Source organism: Streptomyces sp. NPDC051822, assembly GCF_044452745.1.
Taxonomy (GTDB): domain Bacteria; phylum Actinomycetota; class Actinomycetes; order Streptomycetales; family Streptomycetaceae; genus Streptomyces.
Genome location: NZ_JBITBZ010000003.1, coordinates 734258 through 749826, shown reverse-complemented (window position 1 = coordinate 749826; position 15569 = coordinate 734258). Strand labels below are relative to the sequence as shown.

General features: G+C 73.8%; 12 protein-coding genes. 5 read left to right on the top strand and 7 right to left on the bottom strand.

What is annotated here, in order from left to right; all coding sequences use genetic code 11:
* The first annotated feature begins 122 nt into the window (after nucleotides 1-122).
* Nucleotides 123-1787, top strand: coding sequence for an alpha/beta hydrolase (locus ACIA8N_RS13855; RefSeq protein ID WP_365781024.1), 1665 nt, complete (start codon nucleotides 123-125; stop codon nucleotides 1785-1787).
* 2 nt (nucleotides 1788-1789) lie between these two features.
* Here ACIA8N_RS13855 and ACIA8N_RS13850 read toward each other — a convergent pair whose 3' ends face one another.
* The 3 genes from ACIA8N_RS13850 to ACIA8N_RS13840 form a co-directional block, all read right to left on the bottom strand.
* Nucleotides 1790-3217, bottom strand: coding sequence for a wax ester/triacylglycerol synthase family O-acyltransferase (locus ACIA8N_RS13850; RefSeq protein ID WP_365781025.1), 1428 nt, complete (start codon nucleotides 3215-3217; stop codon nucleotides 1790-1792).
* 154 nt (nucleotides 3218-3371) lie between these two features.
* The gene (locus ACIA8N_RS13845) at nucleotides 3372-5465 is read right to left on the bottom strand and encodes a SpoIIE family protein phosphatase (RefSeq protein ID WP_365781026.1); all 2094 of its coding nucleotides are present in this window, start codon (nucleotides 5463-5465) and stop codon (nucleotides 3372-3374) included.
* Between the two features lie 49 nt (nucleotides 5466-5514).
* The gene (locus ACIA8N_RS13840) at nucleotides 5515-6912 is read right to left on the bottom strand and encodes a DUF6777 domain-containing protein (RefSeq protein ID WP_365781027.1); all 1398 of its coding nucleotides are present in this window, start codon (nucleotides 6910-6912) and stop codon (nucleotides 5515-5517) included.
* Between the two features lie 208 nt (nucleotides 6913-7120).
* Between ACIA8N_RS13840 and ACIA8N_RS13835 the strand changes: the two genes are divergently transcribed.
* Genes ACIA8N_RS13835 through ACIA8N_RS13825 form a run of 3 tightly spaced genes read left to right on the top strand, consistent with a single transcriptional unit; the run spans nucleotide 7121 to nucleotide 10017 of the window.
* Nucleotides 7121-8011 carry a YndJ family protein gene (locus tag ACIA8N_RS13835; RefSeq protein ID WP_365781082.1) on the top strand — a complete coding sequence of 297 codons (891 nt, stop codon included), beginning with the start codon at nucleotides 7121-7123 and terminating at the stop codon, nucleotides 8009-8011.
* Nucleotides 8008-8559, top strand: coding sequence for a DUF1990 domain-containing protein (locus ACIA8N_RS13830; RefSeq protein WP_365781028.1), 552 nt, complete (start codon nucleotides 8008-8010; stop codon nucleotides 8557-8559). Before ACIA8N_RS13835 ends, ACIA8N_RS13830 begins: the two co-directional genes overlap by 4 nt.
* Before the next feature lie 30 nt (nucleotides 8560-8589).
* The gene (locus ACIA8N_RS13825; protein ID WP_365781029.1) at nucleotides 8590-10017 is read left to right on the top strand and encodes a lipase maturation factor family protein; all 1428 of its coding nucleotides are present in this window, start codon (nucleotides 8590-8592) and stop codon (nucleotides 10015-10017) included.
* 57 nt (nucleotides 10018-10074) lie between these two features.
* On the opposite strand, the gene ACIA8N_RS13820 is transcribed toward ACIA8N_RS13825, so the two are convergent.
* The 3 genes from ACIA8N_RS13820 to ACIA8N_RS13810 all read right to left on the bottom strand — a co-directional run bounded on the left by ACIA8N_RS13820 (nucleotide 10075) and on the right by ACIA8N_RS13810 (nucleotide 12827).
* Nucleotides 10075-10245, bottom strand: a complete 171-nt coding sequence (locus tag ACIA8N_RS13820; RefSeq protein WP_365781030.1) for a hypothetical protein — start codon at nucleotides 10243-10245, stop codon at nucleotides 10075-10077.
* Between the two features lie 293 nt (nucleotides 10246-10538).
* A complete protein-coding gene (locus ACIA8N_RS13815; protein WP_365781031.1) occupies nucleotides 10539-12023 on the bottom strand; it encodes an SDR family NAD(P)-dependent oxidoreductase in 1485 nt (494 codons plus the stop codon).
* 60 nt (nucleotides 12024-12083) lie between these two features.
* Nucleotides 12084-12827 (bottom strand): (2Fe-2S)-binding protein, encoded by a 744-nt coding sequence (locus tag ACIA8N_RS13810; RefSeq protein ID WP_399416328.1) that lies wholly within the window; start codon nucleotides 12825-12827, stop codon nucleotides 12084-12086.
* 204 nt (nucleotides 12828-13031) lie between these two features.
* Here ACIA8N_RS13810 and ACIA8N_RS13805 point away from each other — a divergent pair, with 204 nt between their 5' ends.
* Complete coding sequence (locus ACIA8N_RS13805) at nucleotides 13032-14003, top strand: DMT family transporter (RefSeq protein WP_365781033.1); 972 nt, start codon at nucleotides 13032-13034, stop codon at nucleotides 14001-14003.
* Here ACIA8N_RS13805 and ACIA8N_RS13800 read toward each other — a convergent pair.
* Entirely contained in the window at nucleotides 13884-15284 is a 1401-nt protein-coding gene (locus ACIA8N_RS13800) for a transglycosylase family protein (RefSeq protein WP_365781034.1), read from the bottom strand. The genes ACIA8N_RS13805 and ACIA8N_RS13800 overlap by 120 nt on opposite strands.
* Nucleotides 15285-15569 lie beyond the last annotated feature (285 nt).

Below are 15569 nucleotides of genomic sequence, written 5' to 3'. Positions count from 1 at the left end.
CGCGACTCGACGCGGGGCCCATGTGCCCCCGGGCCCCCTTCTTGGGCCGCATCCGCCGCCTCAGCAAATCCTCAGCATCCGCGCGTGATCCTTCCCTGGACCGACCACCATGGGAGTACCTCGTGATCACCGCCCCCACCCGCCGCCGTCAGGCCCTCATCCTCGCCCTCGCCGTGCTCGGCACCGCATCCCTGGCGGCCTGCACGGCAGGGCCCGGCCCGGACGGAGACCGGCCGAAGTCCTCGGCCGCCCCGGCCGACCCCGCCGCCCGCCCCGACCTCGGACGTTTCTACGGCCAGAAGCTCACGTGGCGGCCCTGCGGCGCGTACCGGTGTGCCGCGCTCACCGTCCCGATGGACTACTCCCGCCCCGCCGACGGCAGGACGTTCGTGCTGCCCGTGGCAAAGGCGGTGACCGCCGCCCCGGGGAAGCACGTCGGTTCGCTCGTCCTCAACCCCGGCGGCCCCGGGGAGCGCGGGGTGCGGCTCATCAAAGACGGCGTCGCCGACGACCTGGGGCGGGGCGTACGCGAACGGTTCGACGTCGTGTCCTTCGACCCGCGCGGGGTCGGGGAGAGCAAGCCGGCCCTGACCTGCCTCCCCGAGGAGCCGACCGGGCGCGCCGAACCGGTCGACGGGGAGCCCGGGGGCACACCGCTCCACCCCCGGACGGACGCCGAACGCGCCGACGTGCTCGCCGCCGCGCGGACGACGGCCGCCGACTGCCGGAAGGCCAGTGGGCCGCTGCTGCCGCACGTCGGCACGGACGACGCGGCCCGGGACCTCGACGTGCTGCGGGCGGCGCTCGGCGAGCGGAGGCTCACGTACGTCGGCTGGTCGTACGGCACCAGCCTCGGCACCTCGTACGCCGAGCAGTTCCCGCGCCGCGTACGGGCGATGGTTTTGGACGGGGCGGTCGACCCCTCCCTCGACTGGCGGCAGCGCATGCTCGGCCAGTCCACCGGGTTCCGGGAGGCGGTGGAGGAGTACGCCGAGTCCTGCGCCGCCACGATCGGCGACGCGTGCCCCGGCGCGACGCCCGAGGAGATACGCACGCTGATCGACCGGCTCCTCGAGCGGACTCAGCGGGAACCGCTGCCGGTCGACGACTCCGCGTACGGTCTCGACGCCGCAGGCCTCGTCTCGGCGCTGAGCCTGTCCATGTACACGCCGGAGGACCAGTGGGCGGACCTGTCCGAGGCCCTGCACGCGGCGGACGACGGTGACGGGACGGGACTGGCGGCCCTGACGTCGGGCGGGGAGGAGTCCCCGGACCCGAACCCTGACCCTGAGGCTGAGGCTGAGGCTGAGGCTGAGGCTGAGGCTGGATCGGACACCGGTTCCGAGGAGGAGGCTGACGTTCCCGAGGACAACCGCGACGCCGCCCTCATCGCGATCAACTGCCTCGACGTCCCCCATCCGCGTGACGCGCAGGCCTACTGGGACGCACTGGCCCCCGCCGAGAAGGCCGCGGGCGTCTACGGCACGACCGGTGTGACGAACGAGCTGGTCTGCCGTGACTGGCCCACCGGTCCCGGGCGTCCGCACCGGGTCAACGCCCCCGGGGTCCCGCCGGTCCTCGTCGTGGGCACGGCGGGCGACCCCGCGACCCCGTACGGGGAGGCGGTGAGCCTGGCGCGCCAGTTCCCCGACGGCATGCTGCTGTCGTTCGACTCGACCGGTCACACCGGGTACGGCCGCAACGCCTGCGTCGACAGGAAGGTCGAGGAGTACCTGATCTCGCTCACCAGGGTCCGGCCGGGCGCGACGTGCACCGCGAGGTCATGAGGTCATGAGGTCAGGGTCATGAGGTCAGGGCTCTCCGGCACGTCGTCAGGGGTCGCCGGCGGATCGTCAGGGCTCTCCGACGGGTCGAGGAGGTCCAGTTCGGCCGTGAGCGCGGCGGCCAGCGCGTCGAGGTCGGGGACGGCCTCGCCGTCGGCGACGAGGCCGATGTGAACCTGGCCGCCGTACGGGGACATGGCGACGGCGAGGGACTGGCCGCGGGCGAGCGGGGCCATGGGGAAGAGCGCGCGGAGCGGCGCGCCGCCGAGGGAGAGCGCGGAGCGGGGCAGCGGCACCTGGGTGACGATGAGGTCGAAGAGCAGCCGGGCGGCGCCGGAGGCGAGCGGGGCGCCGAAACGGTGGGCGAGCGGGTGCAGCCGGTCGGCGAGCAGGGCGACGGCACCGGCGCCGCGGAAGGGCCCCGCGGCCTTGTTGCGGTCCATGCCCTGCCGGACGGCGGCGAGCCGTGCGGCCGGATCCGGTTGGGTGACGGGCAGGTCGACGAGGTAGCCGGAGAGGCTGTTGCCGGGGCCGGGCGGAGCGCCGGGGCGGCGGCGCGACACGGGGACCAGGGCCCGGGGGTCGGCCCCGGGGAGGGGCAGGCCACGTCCTTCGAACCAGCGGCGGAGGGCCCCGGCGACGACCGCGAGGAGGACGTCGTTGGCGGTCCCGCCGGTGCCGCGGCGGACCCGGTGGACGCGGTCGAGGGGCAGGGTCACGGTGGCGACGCGGCGAGTCCCGCTGGACTCGGCGGCGAGGGCGGTGGCAGGGCCGTCGAGGCGGCCGGCGCGGAGGACGGAGGATCCGACCACGGAGGCGCCGACCTCGACGGCCCTGCCGAGGTCGCCGAGCCGCTCCCGGGCGATGCCGAGGAGCCGTCCGGGGCCCGGGATCCAGGAGCCCGGCGGTACGGGGCGGGGGCGGCGGACGGGGCGGCGGCCCGCGGCGATCTCGTCGAAGATCCCGGCGCCGATGGCGACGGCCCGCATGCCGTCGGCGAGGGCGTGGTGGAGTTTGACGAGGACGGCGAACGAGCCGTCCGGGGCGCCGCTCAGCAGGTACATCTCCCAGGGGGGAAGGCCGCGGGCGACCGGGCGCTCCATGAGTTCGGCGGCGAGCCGGGCGGTCTCGGCGGGGAAGTCGGCGCCGGGGAGGGTGACCTCGTGGACGTGTCGGTGCACGTCGAAGTCGGGGTCCGCGCTCCAGGCGGCGCCGCCGACGGGCAGGAGGACGTCGCGGACGCGCATCCTGAGCCGGGGGACGGCGGCGGCACGGCGGGCGAGCAGGTCCAGGACGTCCAGGGGCTCCCGGCCGGGCGTTCCGTCCGGGGGTACGGGACCGAAGTGGGCGAGCGCTCCGAGGTGCAGGGGGTGGGCGGTGGATTCCAGGTGCCAGAAGGCCAGGTCAAGCGGTGCCAGTAGCTCGCTGCTCACGGGTGTGTCCTCACGTCCTGCGCGAAAGAGGCGGTGGAGGCGGTGGAGCGAAGTCAATCGCGTACCGACAGTTACGGTCAAGTACGATCAGTTCACGCTCAGTTAACATCGCCCACCTGCGGGCCCGGAGCGAAGAACTCCTCGATGGAACATCTCAGTTCTCGACGGCGAACTCGCACCACACGCACTTGCCGCCGCCCCTCGACTCGACGCCCCACACGTCCGAGAGCTGGTCGACCAGGAAGAGGCCCCGCCCGGAGACGCCCGCCTCCCCCGCCTCCCGGCGCCGGGGCAGAGCGCTGGAACGGTCCTCCACCTCCACCCGGAGCCGCCGTTCGGCGCCGCCGAGGACCCGCAGGGTCACGATCGCCCCGCCGTCCGTGTGCATCAGCGCGTTGGTCATCAGCTCGTCGGCGACCAGCTCGATCTCGTCGGCGCGTTCCCCGGCCCCCCAGGCCCGTACCGCCGCCCTGATCATGTGCCGGGCAGAGCTCAGCGCCTCCGGGTCGTTCTGGGCCACGTGCTGCCGGAACCGGCCGGCCCCCTGGGCGGCGGCCGCGCCCTGGCGGCGCAGCAGCAGGATCGCGACGTCGTCCTCGCCGCCGCGGTCGGCGACGACGTCGCACAGATGGTCGGCGAGCTCCTGGAGGTCGGCGGGTCCGCGCCTGACCAGGGCGGAGAGCCACTGGAGGCCCTCGTCGAGGTCGGCGCCCGGCTTCTCGACCAGACCGTCGGTGTAGAGCATCAGGGTCTGGCCCGGGTCCAGCTCAAGGGTGGTCACCGGGTAGTCGAGCCGGCCGAACTCCGCGGAGAGCCCGAGCGGCAACCCGCCCTCCACCGGAAGTCTTCGGCTGCGGCCGTCGGCCTCCCTGAGCAGCGGGTCGACATGGCCGGCCCGCACCACCTGGACGACCCCGGTGGCGAGGTCGACCTCCGCGTAGGTGCAGGTCGCGAAGCGTTCGGTGTCCAGCTCGTGCAGGAAGACGGAGGCGCGGGCCATCACCGTGGCCGGGGTGTGGCCCTCGGCGGCGTACGCGCGCAGCACGATCCGCAGCTGGCCCATGACGGCCGCCGCGTGCGTGTCGTGCCCCTGTACGTCGCCGATGACCGCGCCGACCCGTCCGCCGGGCAGCGCGATGATGTCGTACCAGTCGCCGCCGATGTCCCGGCCGAGGCGGGCCGAGCGGTAGCGCACCGCGGTCTGGGCGCCTGGCACGTCGGGGATCCGGCGCGGCAGCATGGCCTGCTGGAGCCCTTCGGCGAGGTCGTGCTCCTGCTCGTAGAGCATGGCCCGCTGGAGGCTCTGGGCGATGCTGCTGCCGAGGGCGACGAGCAGGGTCCGCTCGTCCTCGCTGAATCCGGTCTTGTCGCTGTAGAGCAGGCCGAGGGCGCCGATGGGCCGGGCCTGGGCGATGAGCGGCATATAGGCGGCGGCGGTGATGCCGAGCCCGCTGATGTGCGGCCAGAGGACCGGGAAGGAGTCGGCGAAGTCGCGGGGCGAGTCGATGAACCGCGGTCGCAGGGTGCGGATCACCTCGCTCATCGGGTACGGCTCGTCCACCCGGGTGAAACGGGTGCCCGGCACGAACGCGCCGTCGGGGCCCTCCGCGACGAGATGGATGCGGCCGGCTTCGAGGAGGCCCATGACGAGGCTGGCGGCGCCGAAGTGTTCGAGCGCGTGGGAGTCGTTGAGCAGGTCGATGACGTCCTGCACGGTCCGCGCGTACGCGAGGGCCGCCGTGGTGCCCTCGACGACGCCGGCCCGCTTGCGCCGTCCTTCGTCGAGGCCGAGCCGGGCGGCGGACTCGGTGAGCTCGTGGGTCGCGTCGCGCAGGACGCCGACGATCCGAACGGGGCGGCCCGAGTCGTCGCGGTGGACGATGCCCTGGGTGTGGGTCCACTGGTGCCTGCCGTCGCGGCGGCGGATGCGGAAGTACGCGCCGTACTGCTCGCTGCCGTCCTTGAGGGCCTGGGCGACGAGGGTGTCGAGGCGGCGACCCTCGTCCGGCAGGACCCGTGAGCCGAGGGTCTCGGGGCGGCCGTCGTACTCGGCGCGGTCCATGTCGAAGACTTCGAGGGCGGCGTCGTCCATGATCATCGTGCCGGCGACGAGGTCCCAGTCGAAGCCGCCCATCCGGAAGGCCGACCCGTAGTCGGCCAGGATCCCGGCCCCGGCGTCCCGCCCCTCCGGCGCACGGCGGAGCCGCTCGGCCGCCTCCCCGCCACCGCCCCCGCTGCCCGCGTTCATGGGGCCACGCTAGGCGCAGCCCCGCCCGTGCGCACCATGAAGATCCGTTTCACCCTTCGAAGGTCTCCGGCTGTTCCGGGACCGGTCCGGCCGGAAAGAGCTCCTCGTCCGGCAGCTCGCCGTCCGGGACGGGGGGCTGCTCGCCCGGCGGCTCGGCGCTCGGGTCACCGAAGGGGTCGGGGAAGGGCTCCGTACGGGGGTCGGCGTAGGGGTCCGCGTCCGGGTCGGCATACGGGTCGGCGTACGGGTCCGGGTACGGCTCCGTCTCGGGGTCCGGCTCCGCGTACGGGTCGTCCGGGCTCGGATACGGGTCGTCGGGGTTCGGGTACGGGTCGGGCTCGGCGTCCGGGCCGGGGTCCGTGGGGGTGGGTCCTGTGTCCGTGCCGCCGGTTCCGGAGGCATCGGGGCTGACGGGGCTCTCCGGCACCGAGGGGACCGGGGTCGACGGAACCCGTGAGCCCGTGTCGGGGGAGGCGGGATCCGGGGACGCGGGCCGGTCGGGGGCACTGGGGTCGGGCGTGCCGGCGTCGCTCAGGGGGCACTCGTCCGGGTCGCAGTCCGGTTCCACGGCGGGCTTGCGGTCCTTGTCGCCGTCACTGCCGGTGAGCCGTTCGATCCAGCTGCGGTCGGCGGCGTTCACGATGACCAGGCTGGTGACCACCCTGGTGGTCGGCCGGACGACGATCACCCGGTCGGGGTCGAAGCCGTCCCAGGGGTCGCCCTGGTGGACGCCGTCCGTGGTCGCGACCGGGGTGCGGAGCGGGTTGCCGCAGGCGCAGCGGACGCGGGGGGAGCCGTACTGGTCGACGAGGACCGCCGTACCGGCCTGAAGGACGGACTGGAAGGCCTTGGCACCGCCCTCGCGGTAGCCGTGGTTGGTGACCCGTACGTCCGCGCGCAGGACGACCGGGGTCAGCCCGCGCAGCCAGTCGGCGACGTTGGTCTCGGGGATGCCGGCGGCCTCGGCGAAGGCCCGTGTCCTGTCCTGGTCGGCGGCGAGGAAGGAGACCTGCTGGTCGACGTCGCAGCTGCCCTCCGCGCGCGTGCCGCCGTACAGGCCGGGGGCGGAGCCGGTGACCTCACGGGCGTGCTCGGCGGCGGGGTCGGGATCGCGCTTCCGGGACGGCGGCCCGGTGGTGCGGGCGGTGGATTCGGTGAAGGGGTCGGGACCCGGGGCCGCGAACGGCTGCAGAAGGATTTCCTGGGCGTCGGCCGCGGCCGGCTGGGCGCCGCCGCGCGACCCCTCCCAGGCCGACGAGCAGCCCGCGAGCAGCAGGGAGGCGGCGAACGCCGCGAGTGCGGAGCGGGTCGCGGCGCGCGGGACCGCGCTGGGCGCGGTGGGGGTCGCACCGCGCGGGGTCGCGCGGGGCGCGGTGGGGGTAGCACCGCGCGGGGTCGCGCGGGGAGCGGTGGAAGTCCGCCGCGTCCGGCTGGGAACTGAGCGCACCTGGTTCTCCCGCTTTCTCTCCCCCGGGCCACGGCGCCCGGTTCCGGCCAGTCCCTCATGTCTGTCGCAGCCCGGGGGGCGCCGCAAGCGGAGGGCGGCCGACCGGGTTCCGCGCACTCGCCCCCCACTTGAACACGTTCAAGAAAGCCCCTAGGCTCCATCCCGTGAGTTGAACGCGTTCAATCGGGGGTGGTGGCACATGACCGCACTGTCGGTCCTGGTGGGCTCGGTCGTCACGATCGGCATGCTCTGGGTGGTGCCGACGGGCCTCGCGCTCCTCGACGGCCCCCGGCCGCCCGGGTGGGACCGGCTCCGGCGCGCTTGGCCGCTGTTCGCCGCCCCCGGCGCGCTCTCTCTCTGGCTGCCCCGCTCCGGACTCTCGACCGCGCTCGCCGCGGTGTACGCCCTGGCCACGCTGGCCCTCGCGCTGCAGGCGCCCGCCCGGCTGTTCCTCACCCGCTCGCTCCGGCCGGGCGAGGTGGCCGTGCTCACCGCCCTGGCCGCGCCCTCCGTCGCCGGGGTCGCGCTCGTCGCCGAACGGGCCTCGTACCCCCTCTTCGGCTTCGAGCTGGACATCCTGGCCCTGACCGTCCCGCACTTCCACTTCGCGGGCTTCGCCGCCGCTCTGGTCGCCGGGCTCCTCTGCCGCGTCCACGACACCCCTGCCGCCCGCTTCGCCGCGCTGAGCGTCCCGGCCGGCACCGTGCTCGTCCTGCTCGGCTACTTCGTCGACGACTGGGCCGAACTCGCCGGGGCCGTCGTCCTGACGGCCGGCATGACGGCGGTCGCCGTCCTGACCCTGCGCGAGCGCCGTGCCGCGCCGGCCGACCGCCTCACCCGCGGCCTGCTCGCCGTCTCGGCCCTCGTTCTCCTCGTCACCATGCTCCTCGCCCTGAGCTGGGCACTCGGCGAGGCGACCGGACTCCCCCACCTCGACCTGACCTGGACCGCCGCGACCCACGGCCTGGGCAACGCCCTCGGCTTCACCGTCTGCGCGCTGCTCGCCCGCCGCCGCCTCGCGTCGGACCGCGCCACGACCCCCGCACCGGCCCCCACACAGACTCCCGCGGCCCACCCCCGAACGGAGCTTCCGGCATGACCCGTCTGACGACCAGCCTGTCCCGGCGCGAGCGTCCGCGCCCCGCCCTCACCTACCCCGAGGTCGGCGCCACCCGGACCCCGGCGCGCCTCCCCGAGGGCTACCACCACCTCCGGCACACCATGACCGTCGGCCACGGCCGCGCCGCCTTCGAGGCCGCGGGCGCCGCCGTCACCGCCTGGCGGATGCACCGCGCCACCGGGGCGGGCGTCCTCGCCGACGCCGACCGCGCGGAGCCCGGCGTCACCGTCGAGGTGTCGGCGGGCATCGGCCCGCTCCGGCTCGGCGTCCCCTGCTCGGTGATCTGGACGGTGTACGAGGAACAGCGCACCGGCTTCGCGTACGGCACCCTCACCGGGCATCCGGAGTGCGGCGAGGAGTCCTTCGTCGTCGACCTGGACCCCGACGGCACCGTCCGGTTCACGGTCACCGCGTTCAGCCGCCCCGCCGCCTGGTACACCCGGCTCGGCGGCCCCCTGGTCCCGGTGCTCCAGCGCGCGTACGCGCGTCACCTGGGCCGGGCCCTGCGGCGCCTCGTCAGTGAGTGAGCGGGTGGGCGAGGGCCGATACTGGAAGCGATGGAGTGGTTCACCGCACCCGATCACTGGCTGAGCCGGATCGTCTTCCAGCGGGGGCTCGCCGGGCTCTACTGCGTCGCGTTCCTGTCGGCGGCGCTCCAGTTCCGGGCGCTGATCGGGGAGCGCGGCATGCTCCCCGTACCGGAGTACGTGCGCGTGACCCGGCCCCGCCAGACCCCCTCGGTCTTCCACTGGCGCTACTCGGACCGCCTGTTCGCGACCGTCGCCTGGACCGGCGCCGCGCTCGCCCTCGCGCTCGTGGCGGGCGCCGGGGACGCGGTGCCGCTGCCGGTGTCGATGCTGCTGTGGCTGCTGCTCTGGGGGATGTACCTGTCGATCGTGAACGTGGGCCAGACCTGGTACTCCTTCGGCTGGGAGTCGCTGCTCCTGGAGACCGGGTTCCTGGCGGTCTTCCTCGGCAACGACGACACGGGACCGCCGATCCTCGTCCTGTACCTGCTGGTCTGGCTGCTCTTCCGGGTCGAGTTCGGCGCCGGGCTCATCAAGATCCGCGGCGACCCCTGCTGGCGGAACCTGACCTGCCTCTACCACCATCACGAGACCCAGCCGATGCCCGGCCCGCTCAGCTGGTTCTTCCACCACCTCCCCCGCCCGCTGCACCGGGTGGAGGTCGCCGCCAACCACGTCGTCCAGCTGGTCGTGCCGTTCCTGCTGTTCGCCCCGCAGCCGGTCGCCACGATAGCGGCCGGTCTGATGATCGCCACGCAGCTGTGGCTGGTGCTCTCGGGGAACTTCGCCTGGCTGAACTGGATCACCATCGTGATCGCCGTCTCCGCCGTGGACGCCTCCCCGCTCACCGGCGAGCACCCGCAGCCCGACCCGCCGCTCTGGTACGTGGTCCTGGTCGTCGCGGTGACCGCGTTCGTCCTGGTACGGAGCTACCGCCCGGCGCGCAACCTGCTCTCCCGGCACCAGGCGATGAACCGCTCGTACGACCCGTTCCACCTGGTCAACACGTACGGGGCGTTCGGCACGGTCGGCCGGATCAGGGACGAGATCATCGTCGAGGGCACCGAGGACCCGGTGCCCCACGCGGGCACGGTGTGGCGGGAGTACGGCTTCAAGGGCAAGCCCGGTGATCCGCGCAGGATGCCCCGCCAGTTCGCCCCGTACCATCTGCGGCTCGACTGGCTGATGTGGTTCGCGGCGCTCAGCCCCGGGTACGCGCGCGCGTGGTTCGGCCCGTTCGTCGAGCGGCTGCTCGACGGCGACCGGGACACCCTGAAGCTGCTCGCCCACAACCCCTTCCCGGAGGCGCCCCCGACGTTCGTCCGCGCCCGGCTGTACCGCTACCGGTACACGACCTGGCGCGAGCTCCGTGCGACGGGGGCCTGGTGGCACAGGACCCTGATCCGCGAGTACCTGCCGCCGACCCGGCTGCGGCAACCGGCGCACGGACCGCCCTGAACACCCCGGTGCCCCCGGCCGCGAACGGCCGGGGGCACCGGGGTGTGAAGCGAGGGATCAGTCGATGCCGGGCAGGATGTGGGGCTCCGCGAGGTCGTCCTCGTAGCCCGCGAGCCGGATCGGGGCCGCGTGGGCCCAGACTTCCAGGCTTCCCAGCTCGCCGTTCTTGCGCTGCCGGTCCTTGCGTTCGGCCGGCTGCGGTTCCTGCTTCGTCAGTTCGGGTGTCACCGCGCACTCCTCTGTGTCGCGTACCTGTGGGACTGGTGCCGGTCGGTCGCGGTGGCGCCGTTCATCGGGCGGGAGCGCGGCCTTGGTGGCAGGCCAGTCCCGGATCGGCCGTGAAGACGGTGTGTGTCTTCGGTGGCCGACCGTGGACATCAGAGTAACCAAATGAGCGCGCCCGCGCTCTACCGGGCTCACAAGTGTGACGCGATCGGGTGAAAGAAGCCGGAAAGAGCGCCCCACCGGGCCGGTGGGGCGCTCTTGTCGGGACTGCCTGAACCGCCTTCGGAAGACGGGGCCTACCAGTTCGCGGGGGCGTAGTCCTTCAGGAAGCAGCCGTACAGGTCCACACCCTCCTCGCCGCGCACGATCGGGTCGTACACCCGGGCCGCGCCGTCGACCAGGTCGAGCGGGGCGTGGAAGCCGGCCTCGGCGAGGCGCAGCTTGTCGAAGTGCGGACGCTCGTCGGTGATCCAGCCGGTGTCCACGGAGGTCATGAGGATGCCGTCGGTCTCGAACATCTCCTGGCCGCTGGTCCGCGTCACCATGTTCATCGCGGCCTTCGCGGCGTTGGTGTTCGGGTGGCCCGCGCCCTTGTAGCCGCGGCTGAAGACGCCTTCCATCGCGGAGACGTTGACGACGTAGGAACGTCCGCTGGACGCCTTCTTCGCGGCCTCGGCCATCGCCGGCCGCAACTTGCTGATCAGGATGAACGGCGCCGTGTAGTTGCACAGCTGGGTCTCGAGCAGCTCGACCGGGGAGATCTGCTCGATGCTCTGCACCCAGGTGTTGCTGTCGACGACGTCCGGCAGCAGGCCGCCCGCGTCGATGGCGGTGCCGTCGAGGTGCCGGGCGATGCTGGCGTTCCCCGCGACCAGGGCGAGGTCGGCGACCTGCTGTGCGTCGAGGCCGCTCACTCCGGCGGGCAGCGCGGACGACGAGCCGAGCTCGGCGACGGCGCCGGAGTTGAAGGCGCCGATGACGTGCCGCTCGGGCAGGTCCCCGGCCGGCAGCGCGGCGTTCTCGCCCTCGACCAGCGCGGCGTACGCGGACGGCAGCCGGCGCACGGTCTGCGTCGCGTTGTTGACGAGGATGTCCAGCGGCCCGTTCTCGGCCATCCGGTCCGCGAGGGCCACGGCCTGGGCCGGGTCGCGCAGATCGATGCCGACGACCTCCAGACGGTGGATCCAGTCCGCGGAGTCCTCCATCGCCTTGAAGCGGCGGACGGCGTCCTTGGGGAAGCGGGTCGTGATGGTGGTGTGGGCGCCGTCGCGCAGCAGCCGCAGCGCGATGTACATGCCGATCTTGGCCCGGCCGCCGGTGAGCAGGGCACGCTTGCCGGCGAGGTCGGCGCGGGCCTCGCGCTTGGCCCGGTTCAGGGCGGCGCACTCCTGGCAGAGCTGGTGGTAGAAGTAGTCGACCTCCACGAACCGCGTCTTGCACACGTAGCAGGAGCGCGGACGCTGGAGTATCCCGGCGATGCGGCCCTCCTCGGTGACGGAGGACGGGAGGATGCCCTCGGTCTCGTCGTCGATGCGCTGCGCGGAGCCGGTGGCGGTGGCCTCGGTGACCGCCTTGTCGTTGGCGGTCTTGGCGGCCCGGCGCTCCTGGCGGCGGCGCTGCTTCACGGTCCGGTAGATCCCGGCGGTGGCGCGCCGGACGCGGATCGCGTCCGGGTGGTCGACGTCCAGCTTGTCGAGCTCGTCGAGGACGCTGAGGCAGACGGCCAGGCGATCGGGGTCGACGCCCGGCCCGTAGTCCTGGTTTTCTTCGGTCACCGTCATGGCCTTCGGGTTCCTCGTTCGCTCGTACGTCGCCGCTCTTCGGCTTTCAAAAGCCCAACTTTACGGAGCGGATGGCCGCGCATCCAAACCCGTTCGGGGGGCGTGGTCGAAGACACAGTCGCCGCACAGTCCGGCGCCGGGGCAGCGGTAGTAGAGACAGCAGCTGGTACGGCGCAGCCGGGGGCCGCGGACCGTACCCGCGAGGTCCGGGTGGTCGACGAGCCCGGAGACCAGGGAGGCGGCCCGTTCGGCCGCATCCGGGCGGCCGTGGGCGCGGGCCCAGCGGGTCAGCTCGCGCAGGGCTCCGGCGAGGGCGGAGCCCGCGTTGCCCCACAGCAGGCGCGGGGAGATCCGCCCGTCGCGGCGCAGCGTGGCATGGAGCGGTACGAGGTGGGCCTCCTGGACGGCCGCGCGGAGCTCGTCCACGGTGGCCGGGCGGGTCGTGCGGCCGGCCCACCACAGGTCGTCGGGAGCGCTCAGGTCCCCGTCCCAGTACAGCTCGCCGGGGTCGAGGTCGGGGAAGCGGCCGTGCACGGCGGCGGGGCCGAGGGCCGTCGACCAGAGCCGGGCCGCGAGCCCGAGGTGGGCGACGGAGGCGCCGACGCGCCGCTCGGGGGCGCCGAGCCGGGCGGTGACCCGGTCCACGCGCGCGTGCAGGGGGCCGTCCTCCCCCGCGTACAGCCGTGCGAGCGGGCGGTGTGCGCCGCCGGTCTCCGGCACGGTGGTGCGCAGGGCGAAGAAACCGCCCGGCGATTCACTCTCACGGGGGTCCACGAGATCCACGCGGGCGTCCTCTCCGATCATGGCAGGCCGTCGATTTCTCCGCCCACGTTAGCTCCCTCTCACGACTGCCCCGACGGCTCGAAAAGGACCCTTTGCACCCGTTCTGACCTGCGCGGGTGTACGTCTCCAGGCGTACGCGGCGGCCGCATACTGCGACGGCGGTACTCGTGAAGACGTCCCCTGGGACGACGACGCGATCGGCCGGGAAGAGAGATCGTGGAAGGTATGAGCCCCCTCCTGCTGTCCGTCCTCCTGGCCCTGGTGTCGGCGGTCGCCTACGCGGCCGCGGCGATCGTGCAGGAGCGGGTCGCGGCTTCCGCCGCCGGTCCGCGCTACGCACCCCTGCGCAATCCGGCCTGGTGGGTGTCCGTCCTGCTCAACGGCCTCGGCGCCGCCCTGCACGTCGCGGCCCTGGCGTACGGTCCCCTCAGCCTGGTGCAGCCGCTGGGCGCCCTCACCATCGTGTTCGCGCTCCCGATGGCGGCCCTCTTCGTCGGCCGCAGGGCCGGACAGCGGGCCTGGCGCGGCGCCCTGATGGCCACGGTGGGCCTGGCGGGACTGCTCAGCCTCACCGACGGCGCCGAGCCCCGGTCGCTGGCCGACGGCGACCGGTGGCTGCTCACCGTCTGCGTCTTCGGCGTGGTGGCCGCCCTGTTCACCGCGGCGCACCTCGTGGGCAGGTCCGCGCTGCGCAGTGTCATCCTCGCCGCCGCGGCGGGGGTCTCCTTCGGCATCGCCTCGGTGTTCACGAAGTCGGTGGCGGAGGAGTGGACGCCCGAGGCGCCGCTCGCGGAGTGGACCGGTCTGCTGGTGCTCTCGGCCCTGGCCGTGACGGGGCTGCTCCTCTCGCAGGCCTCCTACCGGGGCGCCGGTCTCGCCGCCCCGCTGGCGACGGTGACCGTGGTCAACCCGGTGGTTGCCGCCACCGTCGGCCTGACCCTGTTCGGCGAGAGCTTCCGCTACGGCGCCGCGGGCACCGTCGCCGCGCTGATCTGCGGGACGGTGGCCGCGGGCGGCCTGATCCAGCTCACGCTCGACCGGATGACGGTGCCGGCCGGGGCACCGTCGGCGTCCGGGTCAGAGGGTGACTCCGCGGGCCCTGAGGTACGCCAGGGGGTCGATGTCGGAGCCGTACCCGGGTCCCGTCCGAACCTCGAAGTGGAGGTGCGGTCCCGAGCTGTTGCCGGTCGATCCTGAGCGCCCGATGCGCTGCCCGGCCTGCACCCGCTGGCCCTCGCGGACGGTGAGCGCGGAGAGGTGCGCGTACTGGCTGAAGCGGCCGTCGTCGTGCCGGAGCACGATCTGGTAGCCGTACGCGCCGCCCCATCCGGAGGACACGATCCGACCGGCGGCCACGGCCTTCACCGAGGTGCCGGTGGGCACGGGAAAGTCGACGCCCGTGTGGTAGCCGCTGGACCAGGAGGAGCCGCGGGTGCCGTAGCGGGTGCCGATGCCCGCGGAGACGGGGGCCGAGTACTCCTCCTTGTCCGCGGCGGGAGGCCGCGTCTGGGACACGGGTTTCGTGCGGGGCTTGGTGCTCGGCTTGGTGCTCGTTCCGGAGCTGGGCTTGGCGCTGGGCTTGGTGCTGGGTTTGGTGATCGGCTTGCTGCTCGGCTTCGTCGTCTGTCCCGGCGCGGGCCTGGTGGTGGGCTTCGCGGGAGGCGCGGTGACGGTGGGCGTCCTCGGAGGGGATGCCTTCGCCGGGGGCGTCTTCGCCGGGGACGTCTTCGGGGACGCGGCCTTCGGCGGGGGCGTGGCCGCAGGCGCGGCCTTCTTCGGCTGCTGGGGCGCGGCGATGCGCAGGGTGAGTCGCTGGCCGGGGTGGATGAGGTCGGGGTCGGTGCCGACGACGGACCGGTTCGCGTCGTAGATCCGCTTCCAGCCGCCCTGGACGCGCTCCTCACGGGCGATCTTCGACAGGGAGTCGCCGGGCGTCACCGTGTACATCTCGCGGACCGTGGGCACGGAGGTCGGGCTCGCGTTCCTGGCCGGCTGTGCGGGCAGGGCACGCTGTCCGGGCAGGGAGGCGGGTCTGACCGCGTTCCCGCCGCCCGACGCCTTGGCCGCCGCACCGGCGGGGGCGATGTCCGGCGCGTCGCCGCCTCGGGCGAGGCCGGCCCGGGGGCCGCAGGACGGCCAGGCGCCGGGCCCCTGGCCCTTGAGGACGCGTTCGGCGATGGCGATCTGCTGGTCCTTGGACGCGAGGTCGGCGCGCGGCGCGTAGTGCGTGCCGCCGTACCGCTCCCAGGTGGACTGACTGAACTGGAGGCCGCCGAAGTAGCCGTTGCCCGTGTTGATGCTCCAGTGGGAGGTCGACTCGCAGGCCGCGACCTTCTCCCAGACGTCGAGCGAGGCGGCCTGCACGGTGCCGGCGCCGATCAGCGGCAGCGCCATTCCGGCGCCTCCCGCGGTGACGGTCAGCGAGGCACGGTTGATCCGGCTCGGCTGGTGGCGACGGTGACGTCCGCGTACGGCCATGGGCCCCCCTTGAACACAGCGACAGCCGTCCAAGTTAGGGGTGGCGCACGCTCCGTGACAAGGGATACGCGAAAGCTCAACGTCCTTTCGTCACCTCCGCGTTGACGCGGGACGGCGGCCGGCGGGGCCCGGCTGGGGCTGAGGCTCGGGTTCCGGTACGGGTCCGCCGGGCTGCGGTGCCGGGCCGGGCTCGGGGTCGGGGGGCACCGGCACGGGGTTCGGCGGGGGGACCGGGGGCGGTGTCGGCACCGGCGGCGGAATGGGTGAGGGCGGCACTGGATCGGG